Origin of the sequence: uncultured Clostridium sp., assembly GCF_947072515.1 — a bacterium.
Classification (GTDB): Bacteria; Bacillota; Clostridia; order Clostridiales; family Clostridiaceae; genus Clostridium.
Genome location: NZ_CAMTIG010000015.1, coordinates 46,466 through 72,865, shown reverse-complemented (window position 1 = coordinate 72,865; position 26,400 = coordinate 46,466). Strand labels below are relative to the sequence as shown.

General features: G+C 28.3%; 30 protein-coding genes. 1 reads left to right on the top strand and 29 read right to left on the bottom strand.

Annotated elements, in window-relative coordinates; translation table 11 throughout:
- Nucleotides 1-39: 39 nt before the first annotated feature.
- The 9 genes from Q0W06_RS07810 to Q0W06_RS07770 all read right to left on the bottom strand — a co-directional run bounded on the left by Q0W06_RS07810 (nt 40) and on the right by Q0W06_RS07770 (nt 7,296).
- Nucleotides 40-480 carry a DEAD/DEAH box helicase family protein gene (locus Q0W06_RS07810; RefSeq protein ID WP_297633548.1) on the bottom strand — a complete coding sequence of 147 codons (441 nt, stop codon included), beginning with the start codon at nt 478-480 and terminating at the stop codon, nt 40-42.
- 16 nt (nt 481-496) lie between these two features.
- Nucleotides 497-688: a DUF5659 domain-containing protein gene (locus Q0W06_RS07805; RefSeq protein ID WP_297633546.1), complete on the bottom strand. Its 192-nt coding sequence runs from the start codon at nt 686-688 to the stop codon at nt 497-499.
- A gap of 99 nt (nt 689-787) precedes the next feature.
- Nucleotides 788-4,129: a hypothetical protein gene (locus Q0W06_RS07800; RefSeq protein WP_297633544.1), complete on the bottom strand. Its 3,342-nt coding sequence runs from the start codon at nt 4,127-4,129 to the stop codon at nt 788-790.
- 136 nt (nt 4,130-4,265) lie between these two features.
- A complete protein-coding gene (locus Q0W06_RS07795) occupies nt 4,266-4,454 on the bottom strand; it encodes a hypothetical protein (RefSeq protein ID WP_297633542.1) in 189 nt (62 codons plus the stop codon).
- Nucleotides 4,455-4,868: 414 nt separating this feature from the next.
- Nucleotides 4,869-5,117, bottom strand: a complete 249-nt coding sequence (locus tag Q0W06_RS07790) for a hypothetical protein (RefSeq protein WP_297633540.1) — start codon at nt 5,115-5,117, stop codon at nt 4,869-4,871.
- 49 nt (nt 5,118-5,166) lie between these two features.
- Nucleotides 5,167-6,090, bottom strand: a complete 924-nt coding sequence (locus Q0W06_RS07785) for a hypothetical protein (RefSeq protein ID WP_297633538.1) — start codon at nt 6,088-6,090, stop codon at nt 5,167-5,169.
- A 43-nt stretch (nt 6,091-6,133) separates the two neighbouring features.
- Nucleotides 6,134-6,739, bottom strand: a complete 606-nt coding sequence (locus tag Q0W06_RS07780) for a helix-turn-helix transcriptional regulator (RefSeq protein WP_297633536.1) — start codon at nt 6,737-6,739, stop codon at nt 6,134-6,136.
- Between the two features lie 105 nt (nt 6,740-6,844).
- The gene (locus Q0W06_RS07775) at nt 6,845-7,015 is read right to left on the bottom strand and encodes a hypothetical protein (RefSeq protein WP_297633534.1); all 171 of its coding nucleotides are present in this window, start codon (nt 7,013-7,015) and stop codon (nt 6,845-6,847) included.
- Nucleotides 7,009-7,296, bottom strand: coding sequence for a hypothetical protein (locus Q0W06_RS07770; RefSeq protein WP_297633532.1), 288 nt, complete (start codon nt 7,294-7,296; stop codon nt 7,009-7,011). The genes Q0W06_RS07775 and Q0W06_RS07770 overlap by 7 nt, the downstream gene beginning before the upstream one ends.
- A 160-nt stretch (nt 7,297-7,456) precedes the next feature.
- On the opposite strand from Q0W06_RS07770, the gene Q0W06_RS07765 reads away from it, so the two are divergent.
- Complete coding sequence (locus Q0W06_RS07765) at nt 7,457-7,606, top strand: DNA-binding protein (RefSeq protein WP_297633530.1); 150 nt, start codon at nt 7,457-7,459, stop codon at nt 7,604-7,606.
- A 423-nt stretch (nt 7,607-8,029) separates the two neighbouring features.
- Here the strand turns inward: Q0W06_RS07765 and Q0W06_RS07760 are convergent, their stop codons facing one another.
- The 20 genes from Q0W06_RS07760 to Q0W06_RS07665 form a co-directional block, all read right to left on the bottom strand.
- Complete coding sequence (locus Q0W06_RS07760) at nt 8,030-10,396, bottom strand: hypothetical protein (protein ID WP_297633529.1); 2,367 nt, start codon at nt 10,394-10,396, stop codon at nt 8,030-8,032.
- Nucleotides 10,386-10,601 (bottom strand): hypothetical protein, encoded by a 216-nt coding sequence (locus Q0W06_RS07755; RefSeq protein ID WP_297633527.1) that lies wholly within the window; start codon nt 10,599-10,601, stop codon nt 10,386-10,388. The genes Q0W06_RS07760 and Q0W06_RS07755 overlap by 11 nt, the downstream gene beginning before the upstream one ends.
- 12 nt (nt 10,602-10,613) lie before the next feature.
- Nucleotides 10,614-11,027 (bottom strand): hypothetical protein, encoded by a 414-nt coding sequence (locus tag Q0W06_RS07750; protein ID WP_297633525.1) that lies wholly within the window; start codon nt 11,025-11,027, stop codon nt 10,614-10,616.
- Between the two features lie 300 nt (nt 11,028-11,327).
- Nucleotides 11,328-11,510 carry a hypothetical protein gene (locus tag Q0W06_RS07745; RefSeq protein WP_297633523.1) on the bottom strand — a complete coding sequence of 61 codons (183 nt, stop codon included), beginning with the start codon at nt 11,508-11,510 and terminating at the stop codon, nt 11,328-11,330.
- A 12-nt stretch (nt 11,511-11,522) separates the two neighbouring features.
- Nucleotides 11,523-11,777: a hypothetical protein gene (locus tag Q0W06_RS07740; RefSeq protein WP_297633521.1), complete on the bottom strand. Its 255-nt coding sequence runs from the start codon at nt 11,775-11,777 to the stop codon at nt 11,523-11,525.
- Nucleotides 11,777-12,643 carry a ParM/StbA family protein gene (locus Q0W06_RS07735; protein ID WP_297633519.1) on the bottom strand — a complete coding sequence of 289 codons (867 nt, stop codon included), beginning with the start codon at nt 12,641-12,643 and terminating at the stop codon, nt 11,777-11,779. Before Q0W06_RS07735 ends, Q0W06_RS07740 begins: the two co-directional genes overlap by 1 nt.
- Nucleotides 12,644-12,753: 110 nt before the next feature.
- Nucleotides 12,754-12,909, bottom strand: coding sequence for a hypothetical protein (locus tag Q0W06_RS07730; RefSeq protein ID WP_297633517.1), 156 nt, complete (start codon nt 12,907-12,909; stop codon nt 12,754-12,756).
- Between the two features lie 80 nt (nt 12,910-12,989).
- Nucleotides 12,990-13,163 (bottom strand): hypothetical protein, encoded by a 174-nt coding sequence (locus tag Q0W06_RS07725; protein ID WP_297633515.1) that lies wholly within the window; start codon nt 13,161-13,163, stop codon nt 12,990-12,992.
- Between the two features lie 698 nt (nt 13,164-13,861).
- Nucleotides 13,862-14,866 carry a tyrosine-type recombinase/integrase gene (locus Q0W06_RS07720; RefSeq protein ID WP_297633513.1) on the bottom strand — a complete coding sequence of 335 codons (1,005 nt, stop codon included), beginning with the start codon at nt 14,864-14,866 and terminating at the stop codon, nt 13,862-13,864.
- Between the two features lie 167 nt (nt 14,867-15,033).
- Entirely contained in the window at nt 15,034-15,858 is an 825-nt protein-coding gene (spo0A, locus tag Q0W06_RS07715; protein WP_297633511.1) for a sporulation transcription factor Spo0A, read from the bottom strand.
- 338 nt (nt 15,859-16,196) lie between these two features.
- Nucleotides 16,197-17,384: a SpoIVB peptidase gene (gene spoIVB / locus Q0W06_RS07710; protein ID WP_297633509.1), complete on the bottom strand. Its 1,188-nt coding sequence runs from the start codon at nt 17,382-17,384 to the stop codon at nt 16,197-16,199.
- Between the two features lie 165 nt (nt 17,385-17,549).
- Nucleotides 17,550-19,250 carry a DNA repair protein RecN gene (gene recN / locus Q0W06_RS07705; protein WP_297633507.1) on the bottom strand — a complete coding sequence of 567 codons (1,701 nt, stop codon included), beginning with the start codon at nt 19,248-19,250 and terminating at the stop codon, nt 17,550-17,552.
- 12 nt (nt 19,251-19,262) lie between these two features.
- A complete protein-coding gene (locus tag Q0W06_RS07700; RefSeq protein ID WP_297633505.1) occupies nt 19,263-19,715 on the bottom strand; it encodes an arginine repressor in 453 nt (150 codons plus the stop codon).
- Between the two features lie 22 nt (nt 19,716-19,737).
- Nucleotides 19,738-20,559 (bottom strand): NAD(+)/NADH kinase, encoded by an 822-nt coding sequence (locus tag Q0W06_RS07695; protein ID WP_297633503.1) that lies wholly within the window; start codon nt 20,557-20,559, stop codon nt 19,738-19,740.
- Nucleotides 20,560-20,570: 11 nt separating this feature from the next.
- Nucleotides 20,571-21,380 (bottom strand): TlyA family RNA methyltransferase, encoded by an 810-nt coding sequence (locus Q0W06_RS07690; RefSeq protein WP_297633501.1) that lies wholly within the window; start codon nt 21,378-21,380, stop codon nt 20,571-20,573.
- Complete coding sequence (dxs, locus tag Q0W06_RS07685; RefSeq protein ID WP_297633500.1) at nt 21,370-23,253, bottom strand: 1-deoxy-D-xylulose-5-phosphate synthase; 1,884 nt, start codon at nt 23,251-23,253, stop codon at nt 21,370-21,372. Before dxs ends, Q0W06_RS07690 begins: the two co-directional genes overlap by 11 nt.
- A 15-nt stretch (nt 23,254-23,268) precedes the next feature.
- Nucleotides 23,269-24,141 carry a polyprenyl synthetase family protein gene (locus Q0W06_RS07680; RefSeq protein WP_297633498.1) on the bottom strand — a complete coding sequence of 291 codons (873 nt, stop codon included), beginning with the start codon at nt 24,139-24,141 and terminating at the stop codon, nt 23,269-23,271.
- A gap of 2 nt (nt 24,142-24,143) precedes the next feature.
- Nucleotides 24,144-24,350 carry an exodeoxyribonuclease VII small subunit gene (locus Q0W06_RS07675; protein ID WP_297633496.1) on the bottom strand — a complete coding sequence of 69 codons (207 nt, stop codon included), beginning with the start codon at nt 24,348-24,350 and terminating at the stop codon, nt 24,144-24,146.
- Nucleotides 24,334-25,554, bottom strand: a complete 1,221-nt coding sequence (gene xseA / locus Q0W06_RS07670; protein ID WP_297633494.1) for an exodeoxyribonuclease VII large subunit — start codon at nt 25,552-25,554, stop codon at nt 24,334-24,336. The genes Q0W06_RS07675 and xseA overlap by 17 nt, the downstream gene beginning before the upstream one ends.
- Nucleotides 25,544-26,389: a tetrahydrofolate dehydrogenase/cyclohydrolase catalytic domain-containing protein gene (locus Q0W06_RS07665; protein WP_297633492.1), complete on the bottom strand. Its 846-nt coding sequence runs from the start codon at nt 26,387-26,389 to the stop codon at nt 25,544-25,546. The genes xseA and Q0W06_RS07665 overlap by 11 nt, the downstream gene beginning before the upstream one ends.
- Nucleotides 26,390-26,400 lie beyond the last annotated feature (11 nt).

Here is a 26,400-nt window from a genome sequence, read left to right as displayed (position 1 = left end):
ACTAGTGGATTACTTTTAAATGATTTTTTGGTCTACAAATTAAGTATAAAATACACCTGTTGCACTCATAAAAATTCTAACTTTGTCAGTTTGTCCTAAAATTCTATCTAGGCTTATATCAGTAGTTGTACTAAAAGCTGCATCTTGCATAAAGTAATGAAATTCATCACAGACTATGTAATCATACTGTTGAAGATAATAAAATCCTTTCTTTTGCTCAAGCGATTGATATGTAGCTATGTCTATTGAATCAGTTTTCTTATCTTTTTTTATTTCATTTAAAAATTGATCTTTACAATTTGTTCTATGTACTAACATTAATATCTTAGTATTTTTTAAATATGCAAAAGCATGAAGGATATTCTTTATAAAATAGCTCTTTCCTGCTCCTGTGCCTGCTGTTATTGTTACTATCTCACCCTTATTCCAGTTTTTAATATCTTCTATTGTTATAATCTCACTTATTCTCAATTGTCCCATCTTAATTGCCTCCTATTTAATATTTATTATATTCATTTCTAATTTCTATTATTTTTTGCATAGCTTCTTTAAAATCCTCAGTATTTTCAAAACTGTATACTGTTCTATTTCCATTTTCTCTACTAAATTGCATATATCTAAATCCTGCGAAATTTAAAGCATGAGCTAAATATTTATTATCAATTATTGTATATTTATCCTTATTCATTTTAATATCTCCCTTTTATATCCTTAATTTAAGCTAACTGAAGTCCCCCCCAAGAACCTCAGTCAACTCATCTTTTAATTTAATATTGAATTAATTTATTTAAAAATATATTGTTACACTTTTTTTATTCTTAGCTATCTCTATTTCCTTAATTGTTATAGCTTCTAATCCTTCTACTGCACCCTTACAATCTGGATATATAAATCCTAGCTTTTTATCTTCTGCATAGAAATTTATATTATTCCCTTCTTCTCTTAACTCTAATGTTCCTTCTATATTTTCCACATCCGTTGTTAATCCACCTCGTGTTCTTTTTAATTCCCCTAATTTTTCTTTTTTCTTTAACTGTTCCTTCTTATCTAGCTCTAAACTTACTAACTCTACATTAATAATGCTGTAGTTAGTATTTAAATATTTTATTTCTCCATTAATATCTTCTTTATACATAGTTCCTACCCCTTGTTTTTGTTCTATTAATTCTTTTTCTAGCTCCTCAAATGCAAAGTTTAATATAAACCTACAACTTGCCTTAATATCCTTTTTGCCCTGCTCTGGATTCGGTCTCCTAACTTCGTACAATGATCTTAAAATTACTTTATCGTTATGCTTAGTTTGTACAGTTTCCTTAAAATCTTCTGCAATAATTAAATCTATCCTATTAAATTCCTCTGTGATTTTAGCATTAAGTCTAGTTATGTTTGCTTCTACATCTAATAATTCTGTTTTATTTTCTTTTCTTTCATCTTCTAACTTTTCCTTTTGTTGGTGCAGATTACTCAACTTATTATTTTTAGCCGTTGGTGCTATATCCTTGCTGTATCTAGTTTCAGTTATCTTTTTCTCTAAATCTCTTATAGCTTTGTAATGTCCTAATTCTTCTCGCTTTTCTTTCTCTGTTGCTAATTCAAATCTTTCAGGAATTTCTGACCTTAAGTAATGGTATTTATCTTCTAACAATTTTAAAGTATCTATACAGTCCTGATTAGCATCTTTACACGCATTTCCTAGCACTTTAAATAATTCTTTATTATTATATATATCTTCTTCCATTGCCCTTGCTGTATGTCCTAATTCGGTATTAATACCTTTTGCAAAATTACAAAGTAATGTATTACTACTCTTACAGTCGCTATATTTCACTACTGCATTAGCTTGTTTATATTTTGCATGATAGATATAGCTTGGTTTCTTAGCCCTTCTTCCTGTTGCTGCAAATAAAGGTTTTTCCATCCACTTTTCTACTGTAAGGTTTGTTTTAGGTTGATCTATTGCTACCATCTGTAAGTATAGTAAGTAGTAACTATATTTTTTGAAATGTTGAAAGTTTTTATTGATAAAGTTAACTATTTCTGTATCTGTAAGCTGTGTATAGTCAAATGCTCTACCTTCTTCCATTAACGCTTTTATTAGTTCTTTTTTTTCTTTTAGCTTTGCATATATTATACGTTCAATTTTTCTATTGAATTCTTGCATTTTTTCTTTAAGATCATCTTTTTCATAATTGGCTCTTATATCTGCTTTTTCTTGTATAAATTTCAAATTAACTTTTTTTTCTATTTGACTTTTAAACATTCCTAAACTTATATATTTTATTCCATCACCTGTTAAGAATTTATAAGGCATTTCTTGTATTAAATTTGATACTATAGCACCTTTGTTACTTAACTGTCCTATTTTGTTTCCTCTAACTTCTAAAAGCACACTATACATAGCTTCCTTGCTATATTCTACCTCTGAACTTCTACCATCGAATTGATTACGGAAATACCATTTAACGCCATCTGAATCTATATCTTCTATAACTGCATTGAAAATAGTTTCGTTATCTATTGCTAGTGCTATATCTAAATCTTCGTCAGCACCTGACTGTCGCATCATATAATCATTGAAGGGATAGAACATAATATCGCTTGATAAGTTTCCAAAATATTTTTTATACAATTGATTTTCTACTAATGTAGTTTTGATAAGTTCTGTAGCTGAATTTAATGGACATCTAGCTAATGTTCTATTTCCTATTTCATTTGGTACATAATTTTGATTATCCTGTAGTCCATCTGCACTCATATATCCTTTTATAGCCTTTAATTTTCCTTCTTTATAGATATATTCTGGATTGATTAAACTATTGAAATAACTAATTGCATCTTTTATTACCACTTTATAATTTCCTTTTACATAGATACTTCCACCTGCTAAAGTATGTACTGATTTATTTACTAGGCTTTCCATGACTTTATAACTACTTTGTAATGTTAACATTTTACTATCTAATTGAATTAATCTATGTACTTTTGTACTTGCACTTAAATCTAATTCTTCTTCCCTAGCTATATCTCCAAGCATTATTCTTGTTGCGTGTTCTTCTCTATCTATTACTCTAGTATAAATATCTTTGTGTTCTGCTGCTATTTCTTCTAATTGAACTGGTGTTAATGCTAAGTTAGACATTATTTGATAGTTAGCTTTAGTGTATGCTTTAGGTTGTTTTTTATTATATTTACATATGTTAAAGCCATTTAGTAATTTTTCAGCCTCAGGAAAGTTAAGTTTTAGCTCCTCTATATGTTCTGCACTATCAAACCACTTACCCCATTTAACTTGACTTGCATTTTGAATTACATCTACTTGAAATAGATCTACATCATTATTCCACATATCTTTAACTATAAGACTATTAATTCCATGTTCTTCTCTTAAATATTTTTTAAAATCGAACTTAACTAATAATCCTTTTGATGCAACTCCTATTTCTCTTATTCCTATCCAGCTTAACGGATAGCTGACTTTTAACTGCTTTTGTATATCTTTCATTACATTCGGCATTATAAAGCCTGAACCGTCCATTGCTGTATGTGGTACTGATTCGTTAGGGTGCTTAACTAATTCTAATTTTTGATTTGGTAATGTTCTGCCCTTCTTATTTTCTTCTGCAAACTGTAAGTAATTATTAATAAAATCATAAGTCATTTCTGGTAGTATTGCCTTTTTTAAGTTAGGTAAATATACTCTATCTCCTGTACTTGTTAGTAGTGATAATCTACTTACTATATCTTTATTGATACATAATTTCTTACCATCTTTTTCTTTTAATTTATCTAAACTTGCTAGGCTTTCTAAGTATTTTACAAACTCTTTATCTTCTTCTGCAACAAAAAAATATTCCATGCTGTATGCTGCTTCTTTATCCTCGTGTTTTAGCATATTTACTGTTGTTTGTAATGTTATGTATTTTTTATCATTATGTTCAAATCCATTTTTTAATATGTCCATTGCTGCTGTTTCATCCTGTGGAATTTGAACTTTAATTATATTTTCTATGTCTTCTTTTAATTCTACTTTTTTGTAAAGTGCATAAATTCTTATTAGATCATTCTCCCCTAGTGTTATTGTTTTTTCTTCCCCTGCTGTGTTGACCTCTCTTAAGTTGTACTGTTTCATTTTTAAATTCCCCCTATTTTTTATTTATTTTTATACCATAATTTGGATTCGGTGTAATACCGTTTCACATTCCCTTTAAGCTAGAAATCGGTAGATTATCTAGCGTTATGTACTCTAATTGTCCTTAAAGAACATTTTAAATTCTATCTTCTAAAAATATTTCTAGCTTGTCTTGTATTTCTGTAGCTAATGTTCTTTCTCCCTTAAGCCATAATTGAATTGTTGTATGACTTACTCCTAAATTTCTAGCTATAAATAGTTTTGGTGTAGCATATTTTTCTATAAGTGCTACTGTTCTTTCTTTTAATTTTTGTTCTCTGTTCATTTAATTCACCTCCTATAATTTCTGTAACAAATTTGAACAATAAAAAAAATATATTGATATATAAAGTTGTGTCTCCTCTATCATTATTAAAAAATTCCGTACTTTTTTTGGTAACTCTCTAAAGCATTGATATTAAAGGATTTGCGAGACACTATATTTATATGACCAACCGTTACATATTAGTTTTGCCCTTATTTTTTTAAAACATCCCCTTCCTCTATCACTTATAGTCTGGTGACAATTTATATACCCAACTCTCTAAAACGTTGATTTTAAAGGGATTATAGAGTGTTATTATTTATCGACCTAACTAGAAATATTGCTTTTGCTCTAAATTTATGTATAAATTTACCATTATTGAATTATTTTTTTGGTGCTAAAGTTTTTTATACTCTAGCACCTATTATGTGTTAATTATTTAAGTTTTTCTTCTATCTCTTGGATCTCATCATTTAAATAATGATATTCTTTAGCATATTTTTCATTGTGTTCTTTTTCTTTAAGCTCATCACCTGCTATTTCTCCAAATAGATTTTGAATTTCTTCCATTCTAGCTTCTAATTTAGCTTTAGTTTCGCTTAAATTCTTCACACTCTCTACTCCTGTCCCGTATTCGTCAAACTCTTCTCCTAAAATATCTCTCATTAATTCTTCTCTCATCATAATCATCAATCTCCCTTTTATTATTTATTAATATATTATTATTTATTTATTACTTCCAACATAGATTATCTATCATTGCGTTTTTAACTTTATATAGTAAATCATTTTCTTCTAGTTGAATCCAGATTTCATTAAATTCTGTTTCTATGCTTAAATCACAATTTTCAATTTCAATCTCAAAATTAACATTAAAGCTATTCATTACATCTAATATTTTTTCTTTTAATTTTTCTATAGTTAAATTTTCTCTCTTAATACTTCTGCACATAGTTAAAATATTTTCGCAAAATTCTATATCTAACTTACGTTGTTCACTTCCTAATAATTTATCTACACATTCTCCTTTTATATAATAACCATATAATTGTAAAAAATTATCAATACAATCTTTTATACTTGATTCATATTCATATATAAAATGTCTTTTTTTACAAGCATTACATATAAACCCTCTACTTACTCTACTTTCATAACTATTCCAATTATTGTATAATTCATATGCTATTATATATTCGCTGTAACTTGGTTTCTTATCAAATAAATATATTGTATGGAAAATACCTTCTTCTATTATTCTTTCAGTTTTAATTACACCAAACCCATTGTCAACTTTATATCTGTCCCCTTCAGCAAAATACATAAATTTCAACGTATCAATTTCACCATTGCTTCTTCCACTTGCAAATTCTGGATCTTTTATTATATTGCTAGAACTATAATCTTCTGGTTCATGTTCAACTACTCCAATAAAACCTATTCTCTTATATATTTCAGTCTTAAAATTTTCTATTTTTCTTTCATTGTCTAGTAATTCCAAAAGTTTCTCTCTTTCTTCTCTATGTTTTTTAATTTCTTCACCATACTTCTCTTTCCACTCATCTATATTAGATCCATATCTATCCTCTATTTCATCATTCATGTATTCAATCGCTAAGTCTGTCCTTCTGATTTTTTCTAATATTGTTTCATTCATAATTCATCAATCTCCCTTTTTATTTTTAATATTTTTTATACACTTACATATCTAAATCATCTGTTGGCATATATATTGAGACTTCTTCTGTTAAATCTCGTATTTCATTTTGTGCCTCTATAACATGTCTAATCATCTGAACACCTTTTTTTTCTAGCTCAGGACTATAGTGGTTTGCATATCTAAGTGTATTCATAACATCTACTATTGTATCCAGTCTAAGATGTGGATCTTTTAGTGTTGTGATTAAATACCTAATAGTTTTTATCATCTTATAACCATCTTCTAATCCTTTTACTGGCTTTTCATTTTCACAGTATTTATCTAACAAAAAATTTTTTAATTCTCTAGTTATTTTATCTATCTCTTCAAAGTAAACCAACATTTCTACTTCAAATTCATCTTCTCGTATCTGTTGTCCCTCATAAAGCATTTCTTTAATATCAGTTTTATCATTTTCTGATAGTTCTTTTTGAAACCATACTTCATTTATCTTAAACAATTCTTTTAAGGTATCTAAATGTTTTTGTGGTATTTTTCTTTTACCTGTAACCCAGTTTGTAATCCCTTGTTTTCCTATTCCTAAGCTTCCTGCTAATTCTGTATAGCTTATATTTTTATATTTGCAAATAAATTCTAATCCTATCATCTGTAGTCCCCTTTGATTTACTTTCTTGTTTCTATAAATCAATATTAACATCTTTTGATTTACTTGTAAACACTTTGTTTGCATTTTGTTAAAAATATTTTTACATTATATGCATTGCTCTAATATTGCTATTTGATTTTCTAATATGTGTAAATCTGTATCTGCTATATGTTTAAATCTTAGCTTTCTCATCTCTCTTAATGCCTGTTCCTTAGCTGACATAGTTAACCTTTTTGCTATTGCTACATTTAATATACTCTCTAACTCTCTTAACATACTGCTACCTGTCTGCATCTGCTTATTCTGTATTCTGTTATGTCCTTACCCCAAAAATCTGAAATTCTGATTGTGTACTCGTAGTTATTTTCTTTATAGATTTCTAAGTGCTTATTGTCTCTTTTAGCTTGTACACTTGTTATTAATAAAAATACTATTGCACATTGTTTTCCTAAATTTTCTTTAACTATTTTTTCTTGCTCGAACATAACTTTTTGTATTTTTATATTTTGCCCCTCTAACTCGTTTAATAATTCTGCTATTGTTGTTAATCCTCTCATATTTAAATCCCCCTGTTTTGTAATTATTTACCTTATGTCTAAATTATATATCTAAGTGAATCACCTGTCAACAACTTTTATTAAAAATTTATTCACTTTTATTCAACTTTTACATATGATAGAATATAAGTAGATAATGAATGATATAGGGGTGAGTAAAATGGCAGTAGGAAATGATAAGGATAGAATAATAGTAACTACTACAAAAGAACTTAAAGAACAATTACAGAAACTAGCTAAGCAAGATGATAGAACACTAAGTAATTTTATAAATCAAATCTTGAAACAGTATGTAGAGTCTAATAAATAATTAGGCTCTTTTTTTTATTTGATGTAAAGGGCAAAGCAAAAATCTTCGTTTTGGTATCTTTAGCCTTCACCTCATTATTTTCGATATTTTGATTGTGTCCAATCCGAATTATTCGGATTGGAAGTGTCGCCTCCCTTACCTTGTTTTATTCCCTTAATCGTTTTCTATTGCTTTAAAATAACACTAATGAATAAATTATAATCTTACTTGTAGAATTAAATAGAATTGGATTTACTGTACTGTTTTAAGCCATTTGTACCCTTTTAAACCCGACCGTCTTCGCCCTGTTCCATCCTCGCCTTGTCTCCTCCCTCCCGTTACGCTCTGCTAAAGTGTTGCAATAACATATATACCCTTGTACGCTTTGTACGGCTTGTACGGTGGCGTTATAGTACAATTAATAGTACAACAAAAAGGATAGCGTTAACTACCCTTCTTAATTGGTGGTGGCAATTTAGTAATAAAACTAGCATAACCTTTGCTGTAATATATTAAATTTAAACTGCTGAACTCTTCCATATTTTTAAGATCATCAAATTCAAAATTATCTAACTTGCTTTGAAAGTGTTTAAAATCATCTTCAAGTGAACCTTTAAGTAACATATAACTACTTCCACTTGCTTCTAATGTATCAAAAATCTTTTCAAGCTGTCTTATATATTGTGTACTAAATATAAACTTTAATCCGAATTTCCTTGATTGTGGTAGAATATATTCCAATTTACTCATTGTTGTTGGAGCTTGAAATACTTCATCCACTAAGATATTACACCTTAAAGGTTTATCACTTATCATCCCTCTCAATTGGCTTGCTAACCATATTTTACTGACTATATAAGTAACTAAAATATTTTTAGCCATCTTAGTTGGGAAATCAGATTCTTTCATCTTAAATAAAACAACTTTTCCTTCTTCCATACATTGCACTAAATTTATATTGTCCTTAAGTGATTTATTGTACATATATTTTAATTTAAAATCTTCTCTCAAAGTTGAAATTCTATCTAATATATGCTCTATTTTACTTTCTTTAGTTCCAACAATCTCACTTACTGCCCCTTCTTTGGCATCTTTAGCACTAACTTTAGACATTTCATTTAGTTCTAATAATGTATTTATCTCATCTTCTAAATTATCTTTTAATTCATAATATGAATTTATTTCTGATATATATTTAGCTCTCTTATTATGATTTTCTAAACACTCAACTACATTTTTTACACTATTATATCCTAATGCAAATACAATATTCCCTGCTGCATTTAAAAATCTTCTCATCCTACTACTTAACGGATCTCCTATACTTATACTATCTATTAAATCCATTAACTGTTGACTTTGTAAATTAGCATATTTAAGCCTATCAAATGCACTCATATCTTTTGTAATTTCAACTTCATTGAACCCTAGTCCTTGTATAGTTTCCTGATTAGCTAAATCTATTTCTATTAATCTACTTTTATCATTAATACATGATTTTATATCATCAGATAGCTTACAGTTTTTTATAAAATCTATGACTATAAGACCTTCACCAGCATTTATACAGTCTTTAGCATAATTACACATATAAGTAGTTTTTCCTCCACCTTGACTTCCTATAAGTGTTAATGGTAAATTCCCTATATTATACTCATCCTCTAAATATGCAGCTGTTTTTATACTTTTAAATTTACTTATCCCTAGTCTTTTAGTCCCCTCTCGTAACTTCTTTGGAATCTTAGCTTCTTCTGTCTTTACGTGATTTATTCCTAATTGCATAAGAGTAGTTCGTCCTGGTATCTGTATCAACTGTGAAACTTCATCTGAACTCATTGTTGAAGCTTTAGTTTTAATACTATAGTCTTCTAACTTAAATATTTCTTTGCTCTTATTTCTAATTAGTTCATTGTCCCCGTCTACCGAACGAAAAGCTTGACATACTGTATCTGCATTGTTACTTCTTCTAACAAAATCTACGGACTCTGATACAACAGCTATTTGAGTATCTACTATGCTAAGATCCTTCTTCTTTTTAGTAAATAGGGATAATTCCTCATGTTTCCGTTCCAATAGTCCCTCCAAATAAAAATCTCTATTTATCTTTATTTCTTCCTTTCCTCCAGTAAAATCTTGTATTATATCTAAAGCTCCATCTATCACATTTGTTACTATTTCTAAGCTTTTAAATAATATAAATTCAAAGTTCATAACTGGCTTTTGTATATTTTTCTTTTCTTTAAATTTAGAAATGGTAGTTTCATAAGTGTCACTAAATCCCATGTTGCTTCTTGGCATAAAATTATATACTACAGTAACTCTGTCCTCATCTTTCATTATTTCCATGCAACGTAAAATTGAGTTAAGGGGTTCATTAAGCTTTCTATCCACATTGAGGCTCATTCCGTCCATATATTTATAACTTAGTCCAAATACTTCAGAATCTTTTGAGAAGGGCTTTATAGCCCCCTCTAACACTTCTACAGTTGCTTTGCTCCATATTTCCATAATCTTTTCTAAGCATACTTGTAAAAAAATCTCTGGGACAACAAAATAAAAATTTGTATTTTCTTTGTAAATATCTATAACATACTTAATGCTAAAATCCTGCTCTATAATCAGTTTTTTACGCTCTCTATATATTTTCCTATTCAAACTTCTATAAGTTGCTGCTATGCTCTTAGCAAGTGATTGAGTAGTGTAATTCCTTATGGATTTGTGTGGTGTAATTTTAATGTATCTGTAATTGGGTTTCTTTATTTGAAAGTAATCTGATAACTTTATAGCCTGTACTTTTTTGTTATTGAACACTTAAAATCGCCACCTTTAATAATTGCATTATTATATAAATTACTATACTTCCTGAAACCCATTTACCACTTTTTTTAATCCCTGCAACATATAATATCAATGCTATTATAGCTACTATTAAGCATATCCAATAACTCATATCAATTGCCCCTGCAACTATCCAATTTAGAAGTTCTAATAAATTGCTTTTAATCCAATTTAACATATAGTATTCCTCCTACTTCGTAAAACATTCTGCTGCAAGATCAAATAAATAAGGTAACATATAAAGACTTGCAAATGCTAAAACATATTTAACTATCACTTTTCCTACGTCCCCTACATTGTCTCCACCTTTCATGAGTTGTCTTATAATGTCCTTGATTCCCATAACCAAGCATATCCAATATCCACCTTTTTGCAATAGAATTAAAAATGTATTTCCAAGCTTGTCTATTCCAGATGTATTTATTTCAGTTGCATTAGCCTGTACACTTGTTAACATTAATGCTATTGCTAAGGATATTACTACTATTTTTATTTGTTCTTTTTTTAAATGCTTCTGTACAAAACTTAGATTTCTTTCAATTTCATTTATTCTGCTATATTCCATAAATTCGTTTATGCTCATTGTAATTTGTTTCTTTTTCATTTTAAAATCACTCCTGAATATTATTTTGGATTTTGGTTAATACTATAATTAAATAAATAAATTTTATCGGGAGGTGCTTTATTATGTTTCCTTTAGTCGTTGGATATATCGTATTTACTTACGGTGTCGGAATCGCCGTTAACTTTTTATAATTCTTAATATTTTCTTAAATTGCATAAAATTAATTAAAATCATGCAACTTTTATATATAGCATGCATAAAATACTAACGTACGAAGTAGTGTAGTATTTGTTTTAGCCCCTTTCTAGCTTATTGGATTGGGGCTATTTTATTGGGTTTTTAGCTGTTTTTATATCTTCTTCTATATAAGTTATCTAATGCTACATACTCTAACATTACAATTAACTCTACATATTCAGCTTTACTTAATTCACTTGTATCTATTCCCTCTAAAGCTAATTCTGCTACTTTTTCTACATGCTCCTGGTCTGCTTTACTAAAATTTTCTTTTCTTAATTCCATTTTTATTTCCTCCTAAAATTCAAATCCTTGTGTAGTGGTTTCATTTTTCTTTTCTACTTTCTGATTTCCTCCAAGGGTATGAATACTATTCAGTACCTTTTCTTCCACAGATTTAGTTTTCGGTATATTTTCTCCATTTTTTTCAATGTCTTCTATTATAAGTTCTTTTACATATATACTTGTACTTAATTTATTAAGTAGATAATCATATAACCATTTTTCATTTTGTTTAAAACTTAATGTTAATTTCAATTGTTTTGCTGTCATTATAAATTCGCCTCCAACATAATTTTATAAGCATTTGCATTGCAGAAAATATCATCAACTACTGTTGTTCCTTGGACTCTTTTTAGAATTGGTTTTTTGAGTAATATACTTCCTCCCCCACAAAAAATAGATTGATTAATTTTAAAGTTATATTCCTGATCTATATCAAATAGTAAGCTCTCTAGCCAGTCTTTCATTATTTTTCTAACAAACTCTAAATCCTGTTGTACTCCATAAATCTTTAATCCGTTTTTTATAATCTTACTGAAATCATCAATTGTTAAATTTAAACCAAGCTTGCTATTTACTGCACTTATGACATTCGTTTGTAGGTTTATTATTCCATTTGGAATTGATGAAGGCTTAAGTATCTTTTTACGTCCTCCAACTTGCTCTATTATGCAAAGATCTGTTGTTCTCCCTCCAATATCAATTACTATTCCTTCATACCCTAAAGGGGTTGATAAAGCTGCTTCTGGATATACTTTCACATTTGTTATATAAAATTTTCTATCAGTACCTTCAAAATTTCCTTCCATAATCCTATTTTTCATTATTAATTCATTTAACGCATTTTTATCTTCTTTATACTGAATTAATGGCAGTCCTAAACCTAACTCAACCTCACTAACCTTTTCCTCTATGGACTTAGATAATGCTCCAAACAGCAGTCTTATATAGTTTTGTTTTCTTACTTTTCTATATTCACTATCAAAATTTCCTTGCTCAATATAAAATGTTTCATTATTTAAAATGATTTTTCCATCTTCAGACAGATATTGATTGCTTTTAGAGACTTTGGAATCAAAAAGTATTCCTTCAGATGTACAAGTGGTTGAATTACCTATATCCACTCCTATTTTCATATCTTTTATTTTCCTCCTAATTATTCTTTTTGTTTCTTTATACTTCCAATGTATGCTTTAGGAGTAGAAATGATACTATTAATTTAAAAAAAGGTAAAAAAATAAGAAGTCTACTCCTGAGACTTCTTTTCATCCAACATCTTTTCATATAAGCTTTGTTTTATAAACGCTGACATACCTATTATTTCACTTTTTTCTTTAACCCACTCATACAACTCTCGCTCAACCACACTATCCTTAAAGCTTACACTAACTTTATCACTCATAATCCTCAACACCGACTTTCTTTATTTATATGTATAATTTTAACATATTAAGTCGAGAATTACCAATACATTAAGGATTATTATTTTTTGGTTTCCAATTCTATATTGATAAAATGTTTTTTATCACTTTTTCTGTTGTTTTTCAAATTACTTCTTATTATTACTTCAAAATCTTTTTCTAAAATTTCTATTACCTTTTGAACTTCTTTTTTATTTTGTTTTGTATTTTCATAACCTAATCTCATCTTTAACATTTTCAGTTTCCTTTTCTATACTTTAAATCTAGTGCATCCTAACTTAATGTTAATTAACTTTATTTTTCTGCGATATATACTTGACCTTTATGGTAACATTTGCTTGACTGCTGTTTGAAGCGAGCAGAATACGGAACTCCCTCCCTCCTAAATCAAGAAATATAAAAAAATATATACTTAATTTAAGAAGGATATACTTACTGCATGACTTTCTGAATTGCTCACAGTTCCCGTATACCCAACTATACCTCACGATATAGTCTATCTGTTCATAGCTATGCTAAACGTCCTCATTAGTGCCTTTATAACTTCAGATACTCCCTCTGCCTTATCGCTAAGACAACACTTGTTAACCTTGTAATGAGCTTTTTATACTCTTCCACGATACCAACCTATCGCTTCACCGAGTAACGCCTTTGCCATTAAGCGACTTGGTCTACCTTCCCATACACGCCCTTTCATTACTGACTACTGTGTACACAAACTTATTTTATAGTGATTTCATAGATTCAACACTTGCTCTTAAATCTAAAAAAGAGTTTAAGAAATAAACCCTTGCAAACCACTATTTTTTTTGCTACAATATCTTTATCAGGAGACTTTGTAGTAACGTTTTTTTGGGTTTGCAAAGTTTTATAAAACGATATTCAGTTTTGAGATAAGATGGTACTTCCAATACCGTCTTATTTTTTTATGTTTTATTTTAAATTTTCCATAGGGCTATATCTTATGTATTTTTTTCTTATATCTTCAGTTGTTACGTCTAAATATGCTTTTTCAGTTACCATAACACTAGAATGACCTAGTATTTTAGATAACATAAATATATCTCCACCATTCAACAAAAATCTTCTTGCAAAGTTATTTCTCAAACTATGTGGCGTTACATTTTTATCAATATGAGCATTTTTTAAATATACTCTAAAATTTCTTTCATAGTTATTGGTTGCCATCATCCTATTTGTCCTTTGAGTAGGGAACAATAAGTCTGAGTCTACCATAACATCCTTATATTTAAGCCATCTTCTTAGCAATTTCCCCATTTTATCTGAATAAAAAACATATCTATCTCTCTTTCCCTTAGTTACAGTTGCACTTAAGAAAATAGTTTTATTTACAATATCAACTTCTTCATAGGTTAAACTAAGACACTCCGATAACCTCATCCCAGTATCAAAAATCAAGTTAGTTATAACATAATCTCTATATTCATGAAATTTGCTTAAATCCATTGTCTTTATTAGTTTTTTATATTCCTCATCTGTTAGCTGATCTTTTGAAGTTCGTTTATTTTTTACATATTTAACATCAATAACAGTATTATTTAATATATAATTGTTTTCATCTAGCCAGTTAAAAAATACTTTTATATTCCTCAAATAGTTATTCAATGTACTAGGTGATATTTCTTTTCCTATGTCTGGTCTTGAGTCTTGATATGTTTTCTTTAAGCTGTCTTTATTTGCCACATAGCTATATTTTCCCCTATCCTTTGTGAATTTAAGGTACTCTTCTACAACTTCTTTATTGACTTTATTAATGTCAGTAATATCCTTTTCTTCCTCAAGATACTTGCAGAATAATGTCAATGCTTGATAATAACTTTTAATTGTCTTGATTGCTAATCCTTTAATATTACAATAATCAATAAAATTCTGAATATGGTTATTAAAATCTTTTCTATTACCCTTAATTTTAGGCACAAAAAAACCTCCAATCTACTAGATTACACAATCTAATAAATTGAAGGTATTAATTTTATTTATTAACTTGAATTTAAATTCTTAAAATTAGTTTTTCATGCACTTTTTTATTGAAAGTTTTTCATAGATATATGTTCAATCCCTCTATTTTTAACCATTTATCTATATTAACTAACTTTATTTTTAAGTCTTAATTTATCAGCTATGATTGCTATGAACTCTGAGTTTGTAGGTTTGCCTTTATCATTGTGAATTGTATAGCCAAATAGTCTATTTATTGCATCAACTTGCCCTCTACCCCATGCAACTTCTATAGCATGTCTTATTGCTCTTTCAACTCTTGAAGCTGTTGTATTATATTTCTTAGCAATTGATGGATAAAGCTCTTTAGTAACTGCTGATAGTAGCTCCATATCGTTTACTACCATAGTTATAGCTTCTCTTAAATACATGTATCCTTTAATATGAGCTGGTACTCCTATTTCATGTATGATACTTGTTATTTCTGTTTCTAAGTCCATTGGTGCTTCATTTACTCTAGAAACTGAAATCATATTATTATTTGATAATCCTAATGTTGATTTCTTCATTTCTTGAATATCGTTACTATTAAACATTTCTCTTATTCTCTTTGTAAATATATCCATATCAAATGGTTTTACAACATAATAGTCAGCTCCTAAAGTTATAGCCTTTTGCGTAATCTTATCTTGTCCTACTGCTGAAAGAACTATGACTCTTGGCATTTCCTCTGGTCTTAAGTTTAAACTTGATAATTTTTCTAATACTCCAAGCCCGTCTAAATGTGGCATTATAATATCTAATACAACTAAATTTGGTCTTTTTTCTTCTATTAACTCTAATGCTTCTAACCCATCTTTTGCTATTCCTGTTACTACTATATCCTTTTGGTTTAGCAAGTAGTCTTTTAATATACTACAAAACTCTTTGTTATCATCTGCAATTACTACAGAAATTCTTGAATCCTCCATTTTTATCCCCCTTTATTTATAGGACTTATACCTTAATCTAAAATAAACTTCTACTTTTACTTTATTTCGACATATGTTATAAATATCCTTCTTTTATAATTTTTAAAATTTCTCAAGCAAAAATTATTTATAATTCCAAGGTTTTTATATAAAATATAACAATTAAATAACTTCCACTTTTTGTAAATTATACCTTATTTTTTAATTTTAGTCTATAGTTTTTAATATTATTTTATTTTTTTTTTCATTTTTCTCTATTTGTCTGCTTTTAAATATAGAATTCTTTACAAAAAAAGATAATAGCAACCTAAAATATTTGCCATTATCTTTTTTTATCTCTATCCTATAACGCCTGCATCTTTTAGCATCCAATCTATATAGATTCCATACCCTGTATCAGGTTTATTTATTAGTACATGAGTTACTGCTCCTATTATTTTACCATCTTGTATTATAGGGCTTCCGCTCATTCCTTGTATTATTCCTCCAGTTTGCTTTAAAAGTTCTTCATCTGTAATTTTTATTACCATACTTTTTGAAGTTGGTTCATCTTGATCTAATTTCTTTAATATTTCAATATCATATTCCTTTACTTCATTTCCTGACAATGTAGTTAAAATCTTAGCATTTCCAAGCTTTACTTCGTCTCTAAATCCTACTTTCATTGGTTTTGATTTCTCTTCTTTTTTAACTATTTCTCCACTACCAAATATTCCACACTCTGTATTTTTTTCTATATTTCCAATAGGACCACCTTCATCCATAAAGATTCCTTTTAATTCTCCTGGATTTCCTTTTTCTCCTTTTCTAAAACTAATTATTGATGCTTCATATAAATCACCTTTTTTACTTCTAAAGATTTCATTTGTATCTCCATCTGTAATTGGATGTCCTAATGCACCAAATTTATTTGTTTTCTTATCATAAAATGTCATGGTTCCTACCCCTGCTGCCGAATCTCTAACCCATAGACCTATTTTATAATTACTTCCTTCTTTTATTCCTTCTATTTCTTTTTCTATAATTTCGCCTTTTCTCTCTACTTTTATTTTTATATTTTTATTTTTAGAACTTTCTATGGCTGTTCCTACATCTCTTGATTTAATTACTTTATTTCCATTTATCTCTAAAATAAAATCACCGATATTTATTCCATTATCTTTTGCAGGGCTTCCCTTCTTTTCTCCATTTTGAAGTACATCTGAAAATCCCACTACTAACACTCCATTTGACGTTAACCTAATTCCAACACTTTCTCCTCCTGGATAAAGCTCTAAATCATTTACTTTATGTATTTTAACTTGTTTTAAGGGTAGTATTCCCATAAACCTTATATCTATTTTTTTACCATCATAATTTACTGTATTTAAAGGATTGTTTTGCTTAAAAACTGATATACTTCCAACATCTTCTTTATTTGTATAAATTTCATTTGGAATATCTTTTAGAGTAAAAATACTAGCTATCACCATGAGAGAAATTATAGTTAAAATTAAACCTACGCTTTTTACTATTTTATTTTTCATACTTAACCCTCCTTTATATCTTTACTCTTAGTTTGTCCCTAGATAGTTCTTTTATTCTGTAGTTTTTCTGCTATTTAAGCCTTTTTCCTGCTATTTAATCCTATTTTTGTATAAAAAAATAAAACTGTGAATAACACAGTTTTATTTTGCCCATTTTCTTTTATCTTATGTATTTATATTTTTTATTTCTTCTTTTTTCGAGTTTGCATTTTTAAGCATTTCTTTGACCGTTTCAATTGTTTTTTCTGTAACATTATCTCCGCCTAGCATAGTTGCAACTTGATTTATTTTTTCCTCTTCATTTAATATTTTAATTTTTGTAAAAGTTTTACCATCAAGAACTTCTTTGGATACAAAGTAATGTGTATCGGATAAAATAGCTATTTGAGGTAAATGAGTAATACATAGTACTTGGTGATTGTTTGATACTTGGTACATCTTTTCACCAACTCTTTGTCCCACTTGGCCACTTATTCCTGTATCTATCTCATCAAATATTAAAGTTGGAATACTATCTTTATCAGCAAATACACATTTTAATGCCAACATAATTCTAGAAAGTTCTCCTCCTGAAAGTACTTTTTCTAAAGATTTAACAGGTTCTCCTGGATTTGTTGATATCGCAAAAGTTACATCATCAAAACCTCTATCATTGTGTCTACCTAAAAACTCTATTTGTATTTCCATAGTCGATTTCTCTAAACCTACATATGATAATTCTTCTAGTATTTTCTTTTCTAATATTACCTTTTTCTCACATCTAACTTTATGTAACCTTTTACCAATAACTTTCATATCTGCAAGAGTTTTTTCTTCTTCTTTCTCAAGCTCTTTTATGATTTCTTCTGCATTTTCAAGTTCTAACTCTCTTTGTTTTAGTTCTTCATATTTCTCTAAAACAGCTTCAATGCTTCCACCATACTTCTTTTTATAACTATTTATAGTATATAGTCTTTCATTGATTTTAGCTAGTTCCTCTTCATCATATTGAATATCATCTGCACTATCTCTAAGTTCTCTTGATATTTCTTCTAAATTATAATAAGCTTCTTCAATTAATATCTTTTTTTCTTTTATCCATGAAAGATAATTTTCTATTCCACTAAGTTCTGATATTACTTTTGATAGTCCTTCTATTATTGAAGTATTTTCTCCACCATTTAATATATTATAGCTTAAATTTAAACTATTATTTATTTTTTCAGCATTAGCTAAAGAATCAAATCTTTCTTTTAATTCCTCTTCTTCACCTAATTTTAGTTGTCCTTTTTCTATATCTTCCACTTGAAACTTAATATAATCTATAAGTTTTTCACCCTGAAGGTTTCCTCTAAGGTCTAATATCTTAGCTCTTATAGAATATAGTTTCTCTTTTAACTTAGAAAACTTAGATAAGTCTTCTTCTATTAATCCGCCTATAAATGTATCTAAATAAATTCCATGAGCTTCTTTTTGAAGTAAATTTTGATTTTGATGTTGCCCATGTATATCTAATATTTTCTCTCTAATTTTTTTTAATTGAGTTATTATTATACTTTTATTATTTACTTTTAATATACTTTTCCCTGATATTAATGTTTCTCTTCTTATGATTAAAATATCATCATATTCAATTTCTAAATCATTTAAGATTTTTTTCACATTATCATTTGTATCAATTTGAAAAATCGCCTCAACAGATGTTTTATTTTCTCCAGTTCTTATTAGATCCTTTGAAAACTTTCCACCTAAAACGTAGTCTATTGCATCTATTAATATTGATTTTCCTGCTCCTGTTTCTCCCGAAAGTATATTAAATCCTGACTGTAAATCGAAAGAAATATTCTCTATAAGCGCAAAGTTTTTTATTGTTAATTGAATAAGCATTTTTAAACCTCACTACATATTTATTCTCTCTTTAATGCTAGCTACAATAGTTTCAGCACTTTCTATCGTTCTAACTAATATAAAAATAGTATTATCTCCCGCTACTGTTCCTGCTATGTTTTCAAAACTAAGGTTATCAATTGCCTCAGCTGCTGCAGATGCTCCTCCAGTAAACGTTTTTACAACTACCATTTTATCTATATTCTCTACATGAATTACTGCATTCTCTAAAATATTTGCTAATTTATCTGCTAATCTGTTTGTATCAGTCTTTGGTACTGCATATTTATATTTTCCTATTGACGATTGCATTTTTATTAATCTTAAATTTTTTATATCTCTTGATACGGTTGCCTGTGTTACATCAAACCCAGCATTTCGTAGCTCTTCTGCTAAATCCTCTTGAGTTTCTATGTCTTTTTCACTAATTATTTCTAAAATTTTATCATGTCTTCTTGATTTCAAATTTACCACCACCCTATTTTTTCTAATAATTTAATATTTTGTTTCTTAAAACATTAAAATAATCATAATCATCGAATTGTATAAACTTTGCAAATTTTTCTGCTCTGTTTATTTTAATTATTGACTTATTTTCCATTTTATAAACCTTTTGTCCATCTGTAGTTAAATAAACATCTTCATATGAACATATTTCTATCGTTATTATCATATCCCCATTTAAGACCATTGTCTGCATACTTTTTGTATGAGGACATATAGGTGTAAGTATTATTACATTTAAATCTGGATAAATAAAAGGACCTCCTGCTGAAAAAGAATATGCAGTTGAACCAGTTGGTGTACTCACTATTAAGCCATCACCTTTAAATGAAGCATAAAATTTATCATCTACATATATGTTAAATTTAGCCATTCTAGCTAAAGTCCCTTTAGCTAATACTATATCATTTAAAGCTCTTATGTCTTCTCCCTCAAAACCTTTAACAGTTCCTTCTATCATCATCCTATTTTCTATTATATAGTTTTTTTGTTTTAGTTTTTCTATATTAGAATCTAAGTTTTCTAATTCTGTTGAGCTTAGAAAACCAAGATTTCCTATATTTATTCCAACTATAGGTATACTATAATAGTATGAAACTTCTCTTGCAACTCCTAAAAGAGTTCCATCGCCCCCTAAAACAACTAATATATCTAACTTTAAGCTTTCAATATTTTTTATTTCATAGCTATTAATTACTATTATTTTACTCTCTTTAAATGCTTTTGTAAATTTTTCTTTTACTTCATTAAGGATATTTCCATTAATATCTTTATCTGGGTTTATAGCTATACCTATTCGTTCCATTTCTTTCTCCTTTAAATTTCTGTGTGAGACCCCTTCACAATTCGTACTATATCTTCATCTACAAAATTACTTTCTTTTTCTTTATCTTTTGAAAAATAAACTAAATATTCAATGTTTCCTTCTGGTCCCTTAATTGGAGAATAACTAAGGCCTAAGATATTTAAATCGTGCTCTTTTAGGAAATTTATTATTCCTTCAACAACTTCTAAATGTATACTTTCTTCTCTAACAACACCTTTTTTCCCAACTTTTCCACGACCTGCTTCAAACTGTGGTTTAATTAGCGCAACAACTTCTCCATTATCTTTTAATAAGTTTATTGTTGCAGGCATTATAGTTTTTAATGAGATAAAAGATACATCTATTGATGCAAAATCTAATTTTTCTCCTATTTCCTCAGGTGTAACATATCTTATATTAGTTCTTTCCATGCATACAACTCTAGGATCAGTTCTTAATTTCCAAGCAAATTGTCCATACCCTACATCAACAGCAAAAACTTTTGATGCTCCATTTTGAAGCATACAATCTGTAAATCCGCCTGTTGATGCACCTATATCCATACATACTTTATCTTGTAATTCTAATGGAAACTCCTTTAAGGCTTTCTCAAGTTTTAATCCACCTCTACTTACGTACGGTATCTTATGTCCTTTAAACTCGATACTAGCCTCTACCGAAACTTTCATACCAGCTTTATCTATTCTTTGTCCATCAACGAAAACTAATCCTGCCATTATACTTGTCTTAGCTTTCTCTCTAGATTCAATTATTCCTTTTTCAACTAATAATATATCTAATCTTTCTTTTTTATCTGACATACGTATCTCCTTCTTGTATAAGTTCTAATACTTTATTTTTTATTCCATCTGAATCTAATCCTTCTTCATTGTAAAGTATATCAACCTTACCCTGTTCAATAAACTTATCTTTATATCCTAAAGCTTCAAATTTACCTTTAAAATTATATTCATTTAATTTCATATTTACATTAGAACCTAATCCACCTGCTATTACATTGTCTTCTACAGTTAGTATTATGTGGCTATTTTCTGCAACTTCTTTTAATAGTTTTTCATCAATAGGCTTAATAAATGCTGCATTTATTATATTTACCTTTATATTTTTTTCTATTAGTTTTTCTTTGGCCATCATAGCATATGATACCATTTTTCCTGTTGCAATTATAGATATAACGCTCTTTTCACAATCTAACTGTTCCCATTCTCCATATTTTATCTCTTTTAAGGGTTTCATATTTTCTAAAATATCTCCACCTCTTGGATATCTTATAGCTACTGGAGTTCCTTTATTTATTGCCCACTTAAGCATTGGGTAAACTTCATCTAAGCATTTCGGAGCAATTATTGTCATGTTTGGTATTATAGAAAGATATGAAACATCAAATATTCCTTGATGTGTTTCTCCATCTTCTCCAACAATTCCAGCTCTATCTATAGCAAAAACTACAGGTAAATTTTGAATACAAACATCATGTAAAACTTGATCTAATCCTCTTTGTAAAAAAGTCGAATATACCGCAAAAACGGGTTTTAAGCCCGCACATGCCATTCCTGCTGCCATTGTAACTGCATGTTGCTCTGCTATTCCTACATCAAAAAACCTATTTTTAAATTCCTTTGCAAACTCTGTTAACCCGGTTCCATCTGGCATTGCTGCTGTTATTGCTACAATATCCTTATCCTCATTAGCTAATAATTTCATAGCCTCACCAAATTTTTTAGAATAATTTGCACTACTACTTTTACTTATTACTTCTCCACTTATTTTATTAAATGGTGAAATACCATGATACTTACATGGACTTTCTTCTGCTAACTCATAACCTTTTCCTTTTTTAGTTATGGTATGAATAATAACAGGGCCTGTCATCATTTTTGCATTGCTTATTACTTCTCTTAACTTTACAATATCGTGTCCATCAATTGGGCCTAAATATTTTACGCCCATATCTTCAAATAACATTGATGGAACTACTAATTGCTTTATACTATCTTTAACTCTTGTTAGTTTTAAAGCTAAGTTTTCTCCAATTTCACTTTCACTTAATTTGGTTTTCACTTCTTTTTTTATCATATTGTATTTAGGTTGCATTCGCATTCTATTTAAATATGATGATAAACCACCTACATTAGTCGAAATTGACATTTGGTTATCATTTAATATTATTATTAAATTTGTTTTATTATATCCTACGTCATTTAATGCTTCTAAAGCCATTCCACCAGTTAAGGCACCATCTCCTATTACAGCAACTATATTAGAGTCCTCACCCTTTAGATCTCTTGCTCTTGCCATTCCAAGTGCTGCAGAAATTGATGTGCTACTGTGTCCAGTATCAAACGCATCATATTTACTTTCTTTTCTTTTTGGGAATCCACTCATACCTTTATGTGTTCTTAAAACATCAAAGTCATCTTTTCTTCCTGTTAAAATTTTATGGACATAACTTTGATGTCCTACATCCCATATAACTTTATCTTTATCTAAATCAAACTCTCTAAATATACTAAGTGTTAATTCAACAACACCTAAATTAGAAGCTAAATGTCCTCCTGTTTTAGATACAGAAGAAATTAAAAATTCTCTTATCTCATTACCTACTAAATATAATTCTTTATTGTCTAAATCTCTAACATCTTTGGGAGAGTTTATTTTATTTAAAATATTCATCTTTTTCTAAACCACCTAATAATCTCTTTTTAATAAGTTTAAAGTAAGATCTTCTAATAATTTAGTATCTTTATTTAAACTCTTTAATATTTCTATACAATTGTTTGTTAGAGACTCACACATTTCTTTACTTTTTTCTAAACCATATTTACTTATGTAGTTTGTTTTATTATTTTTCTCATCTACATGTATTTTTTTCCCTAATTTCTTTTCATTCCCAATTATATCTAGTATATCGTCTTTTATTTGGAACGCTAATCCTAAGTCATCCCCAAATTTATTTAATTTTTCAATTTCCTCAGCAGTCCCATCTCCCATAATAGCTCCTGCAAGTATTGAAACCTTTATAAGTTCACCAGTTTTCTTTTTATGCATATATTTTAATTCATTTATTTCTATATCTTCTTTTTCTTCACTTAAAATATCTACAACTTGCCCTCCGATCATTCCTTCTGAGCCTGCTGCTTCTGCTATCTTTATTCCTGCTTCTAAATAATTTTTTCCGTATTTTAAAGATTCAGTCATAATTACTATCATCGCCTCATTTAATAAAGCATCTCCTGCTAGCACAGCTATATTTTCACCAAAAACTTTATGATTAGTTTTTTTACCTCTTCTTAAATCATCATCATCCATACATGGTAAATCATCATGTATTAATGAGTATGTATGAATCATTTCTATAGCACAAGCTACTTTTAATGCCCCTTTATAACTATCTTTATAAAGAGAGTATACTAATAAAGTTAAGATTGGTCTTACTCTCTTCCCACCTATGTTTAAACTATAACTTTGAGAATGGTATATTATATCGTTATATCCTGCTCTTCCTTCAAAGTAATTATTTAAATAATTATCTATTTCTAACTTATAATCATTAATATCCATGTTTATTTAAACTCCACTTCTTCATTTTCTTTTATTATAGATATTTTCCCTTCATATCCATTTAGAGTTTTATATAATTTATTTATAAGTTTAACTCCATTTTCATATTCTTTCATCGATTCATCTAATGTACATGAATTGCTTTCTAATTTATCTAAAATTTCTTCTAATTCTGATAACATTTCTTCATAACTAGTTTTTTTGGCCATTGTTTTCTCCTCCACTTTGTTTAAATATTCCCTTTATTACTCCATTACTTAATGTAATTTCTATATTACTTGCCTTTTCTAATTCTTCTTTTTGTTTTATAACTTTGCCTTTAGATTTTATTATAGAATATCCTTTATCTAATATATTTACTGGATTATTAGCATTTAATAAATTATTAAACTCACTTATTTTTCTTTTTTCTTCTTTTAATCTATCCATTATTTGCTTGTTTAATTCCTTATATTTAGAATCTATATCTAAATATCCATTGGATATTCTAACTTTAGGAGAATTAAGACTTATAATTTTAAATTTCCCTTTTAAATCTCTTTTTTCATTTTCTATTATACTCTCTATTTTTTTATTTAGTAAAGTGTTTGTATTTTTTATCTCTATCTTTAATCTATTTATATCTGGGACTGAAATTTCTGCTCCCTGTGAAGGTGTTGCTGCTCTGGTATCTGCAACAAAGTCTGAAATTGTAAAGTCCACCTCATGTCCTACTGCTGAAACAATCGGAATTTTTGATTTGAAAATTGCATATGCTAAGGCTTCTTCATTAAAGTTCCAAAGTTCTTCTAACGAACCCCCTCCACGACCTATTATAATTAAGTCAACAGATTTAGATTTATTAAAATATTCAATTCCAGCAATTATAGTTTTGTAACCACCTTCACCTTGTACTTTTGCAGGGTATAATACAATGTCACATAAATTATTTCGTCTTTTAGTTACATTTATTATATCTCTTATAGCTGCTCCTGTTTCTGCAGTTACTACTCCTATTCTAGTTGGATTTTTAGGTAAATCTTTTTTATTTTCCGAATCAAAAAGTCCTTCTTTTAAAAGTTTTTCCTTTAATCTCTCAAACTTTATATGTAAGTCTCCTATCCCAACTTCTTCTATTTCTCTACAGTATAATTGCAAACTTCCATTTTGAGGATAAATAGAAATTCTCCCATTTATTATTACATCTAATCCTTCTTTAAGCCTAAAAGTTAATAATTCTGCATCACTTTTAAACATGACACAATTTATTTTTGAAAAATCATCCTTTAATGAAAAATATATATGCCCACTTGTATGATATTTTAAATTAGAAATCTCTCCTTTTACAGAGAGATTATTTAATATAAAATCATTTTCAGTAATTTTCTTTATATAATTATTAACCTCAAATACTGATAAAATTTTAATTTTCATCTTTTAAAACCTTACAACTATTTTTTATTAAAAGTGCAGTAGTTAGGGCTCCTACTCCACCTGGTACTGGTGTTATTAACTTTGCTATATCTTTTACATTTTCAAAGTCAATATCTCCAGTTATTTTACCTTCAAAAGAAGATGTACCTACATCTATTAGTATTGCATTTTCTTTTATATATTCTTTTGTAATAAATTTAGGCTTACCTATTGCTACTATTAGTATATCTGCTCTTTTGCATAGTTCTTTTAATTTCTTTGTTTTTGAATGGCATATTGTAACTGTTGCATGCTTATTTAGAAGCAATTGTGCAATAGGTTTTCCAACTATATTACTTCTTCCTATTACAACTACCTCTTTTCCTTCTAAATCAACCTTATAACTTTCTAGCAATGTAATAATAGATTGTGGAGTACATGGCACAAAAGTCTCTTCACCTAAATATAACTTTCCAACTGATTCATATGTTAAACAATCAATATCTTTTTCTACTGATATTTTATTTACTATATTTTTTTCATTTAGATGTTTTGGTAGCGGTAATAACAACATAATTCCACTTACTGATTTATCCTCATTAAGTTCCTCTATCTTCTCTATTAATTCTTTTTCATCTATTGTCTCATCTAAAATAACCTTTGAAAACTGAACTCCTAATGAAGTCGCTACTTTCTCTTGACTATTTTGATAATATATAGATCCACCATCATTTCCAACTAAAATAGATGCTATTTTAGGCAAAGCTTTTTTCTGCTCTTTTCTTTCATTGACAATTTTTTTTATTTCTTCTTTTATTTGCGTAGAAACTTTTCTCCCATCTATTATATTACTCACTTAATCCACTC

Bases quoted from the DNA above. Each gene is read 5' to 3' on its own strand.
- Q0W06_RS07810 (WP_297633548.1), bottom strand. From the start codon at position 480: ATGGGACAATTGAGAATAAGTGAGATTATAACAATAGAAGATATTAAA.
- Q0W06_RS07805 (WP_297633546.1), bottom strand. From the start codon at position 688: ATGAATAAGGATAAATATACAATAATTGATAATAAATATTTAGCTCAT.
- Q0W06_RS07800 (WP_297633544.1), bottom strand. From the start codon at position 4,129: ATGAAACAGTACAACTTAAGAGAGGTCAACACAGCAGGGGAAGAAAAA.
- Q0W06_RS07795 (WP_297633542.1), bottom strand. From the start codon at position 4,454: ATGAACAGAGAACAAAAATTAAAAGAAAGAACAGTAGCACTTATAGAA.
- Q0W06_RS07790 (WP_297633540.1), bottom strand. From the start codon at position 5,117: ATGATGAGAGAAGAATTAATGAGAGATATTTTAGGAGAAGAGTTTGAC.
- Q0W06_RS07785 (WP_297633538.1), bottom strand. From the start codon at position 6,090: ATGAATGAAACAATATTAGAAAAAATCAGAAGGACAGACTTAGCGATT.
- Q0W06_RS07780 (WP_297633536.1), bottom strand. From the start codon at position 6,739: ATGATAGGATTAGAATTTATTTGCAAATATAAAAATATAAGCTATACA.
- Q0W06_RS07775 (WP_297633534.1), bottom strand. From the start codon at position 7,015: ATGTTAAGAGAGTTAGAGAGTATATTAAATGTAGCAATAGCAAAAAGG.
- Q0W06_RS07770 (WP_297633532.1), bottom strand. From the start codon at position 7,296: ATGAGAGGATTAACAACAATAGCAGAATTATTAAACGAGTTAGAGGGG.
- Q0W06_RS07765 (WP_297633530.1), top strand. From the start codon at position 7,457: ATGGCAGTAGGAAATGATAAGGATAGAATAATAGTAACTACTACAAAA.
- Q0W06_RS07755 (WP_297633527.1), bottom strand. From the start codon at position 10,601: ATGTTAAATTGGATTAAAAGCAATTTATTAGAACTTCTAAATTGGATA.
- Q0W06_RS07750 (WP_297633525.1), bottom strand. From the start codon at position 11,027: ATGAAAAAGAAACAAATTACAATGAGCATAAACGAATTTATGGAATAT.
- Q0W06_RS07745 (WP_297633523.1), bottom strand. From the start codon at position 11,510: ATGGAATTAAGAAAAGAAAATTTTAGTAAAGCAGACCAGGAGCATGTA.
- Q0W06_RS07740 (WP_297633521.1), bottom strand. From the start codon at position 11,777: ATGACAGCAAAACAATTGAAATTAACATTAAGTTTTAAACAAAATGAA.
- Q0W06_RS07735 (WP_297633519.1), bottom strand. From the start codon at position 12,643: ATGAAAATAGGAGTGGATATAGGTAATTCAACCACTTGTACATCTGAA.
- Q0W06_RS07730 (WP_297633517.1), bottom strand. From the start codon at position 12,909: ATGAGTGATAAAGTTAGTGTAAGCTTTAAGGATAGTGTGGTTGAGCGA.
- Q0W06_RS07725 (WP_297633515.1), bottom strand. From the start codon at position 13,163: ATGTTAAAGATGAGATTAGGTTATGAAAATACAAAACAAAATAAAAAA.
- spo0A (WP_297633511.1), bottom strand. From the start codon at position 15,858: ATGGAGGATTCAAGAATTTCTGTAGTAATTGCAGATGATAACAAAGAG.
- spoIVB (WP_297633509.1), bottom strand. From the start codon at position 17,384: ATGAAAAATAAAATAGTAAAAAGCGTAGGTTTAATTTTAACTATAATT.
- recN (WP_297633507.1), bottom strand. From the start codon at position 19,250: ATGCTTATTCAATTAACAATAAAAAACTTTGCGCTTATAGAGAATATT.
- Q0W06_RS07695 (WP_297633503.1), bottom strand. From the start codon at position 20,559: ATGGAACGAATAGGTATAGCTATAAACCCAGATAAAGATATTAATGGA.
- Q0W06_RS07690 (WP_297633501.1), bottom strand. From the start codon at position 21,380: ATGTCAGATAAAAAAGAAAGATTAGATATATTATTAGTTGAAAAAGGA.
- dxs (WP_297633500.1), bottom strand. From the start codon at position 23,253: ATGAATATTTTAAATAAAATAAACTCTCCCAAAGATGTTAGAGATTTA.
- Q0W06_RS07680 (WP_297633498.1), bottom strand. From the start codon at position 24,141: ATGGATATTAATGATTATAAGTTAGAAATAGATAATTATTTAAATAAT.
- Q0W06_RS07675 (WP_297633496.1), bottom strand. From the start codon at position 24,350: ATGGCCAAAAAAACTAGTTATGAAGAAATGTTATCAGAATTAGAAGAA.
- xseA (WP_297633494.1), bottom strand. From the start codon at position 25,554: ATGAAAATTAAAATTTTATCAGTATTTGAGGTTAATAATTATATAAAG.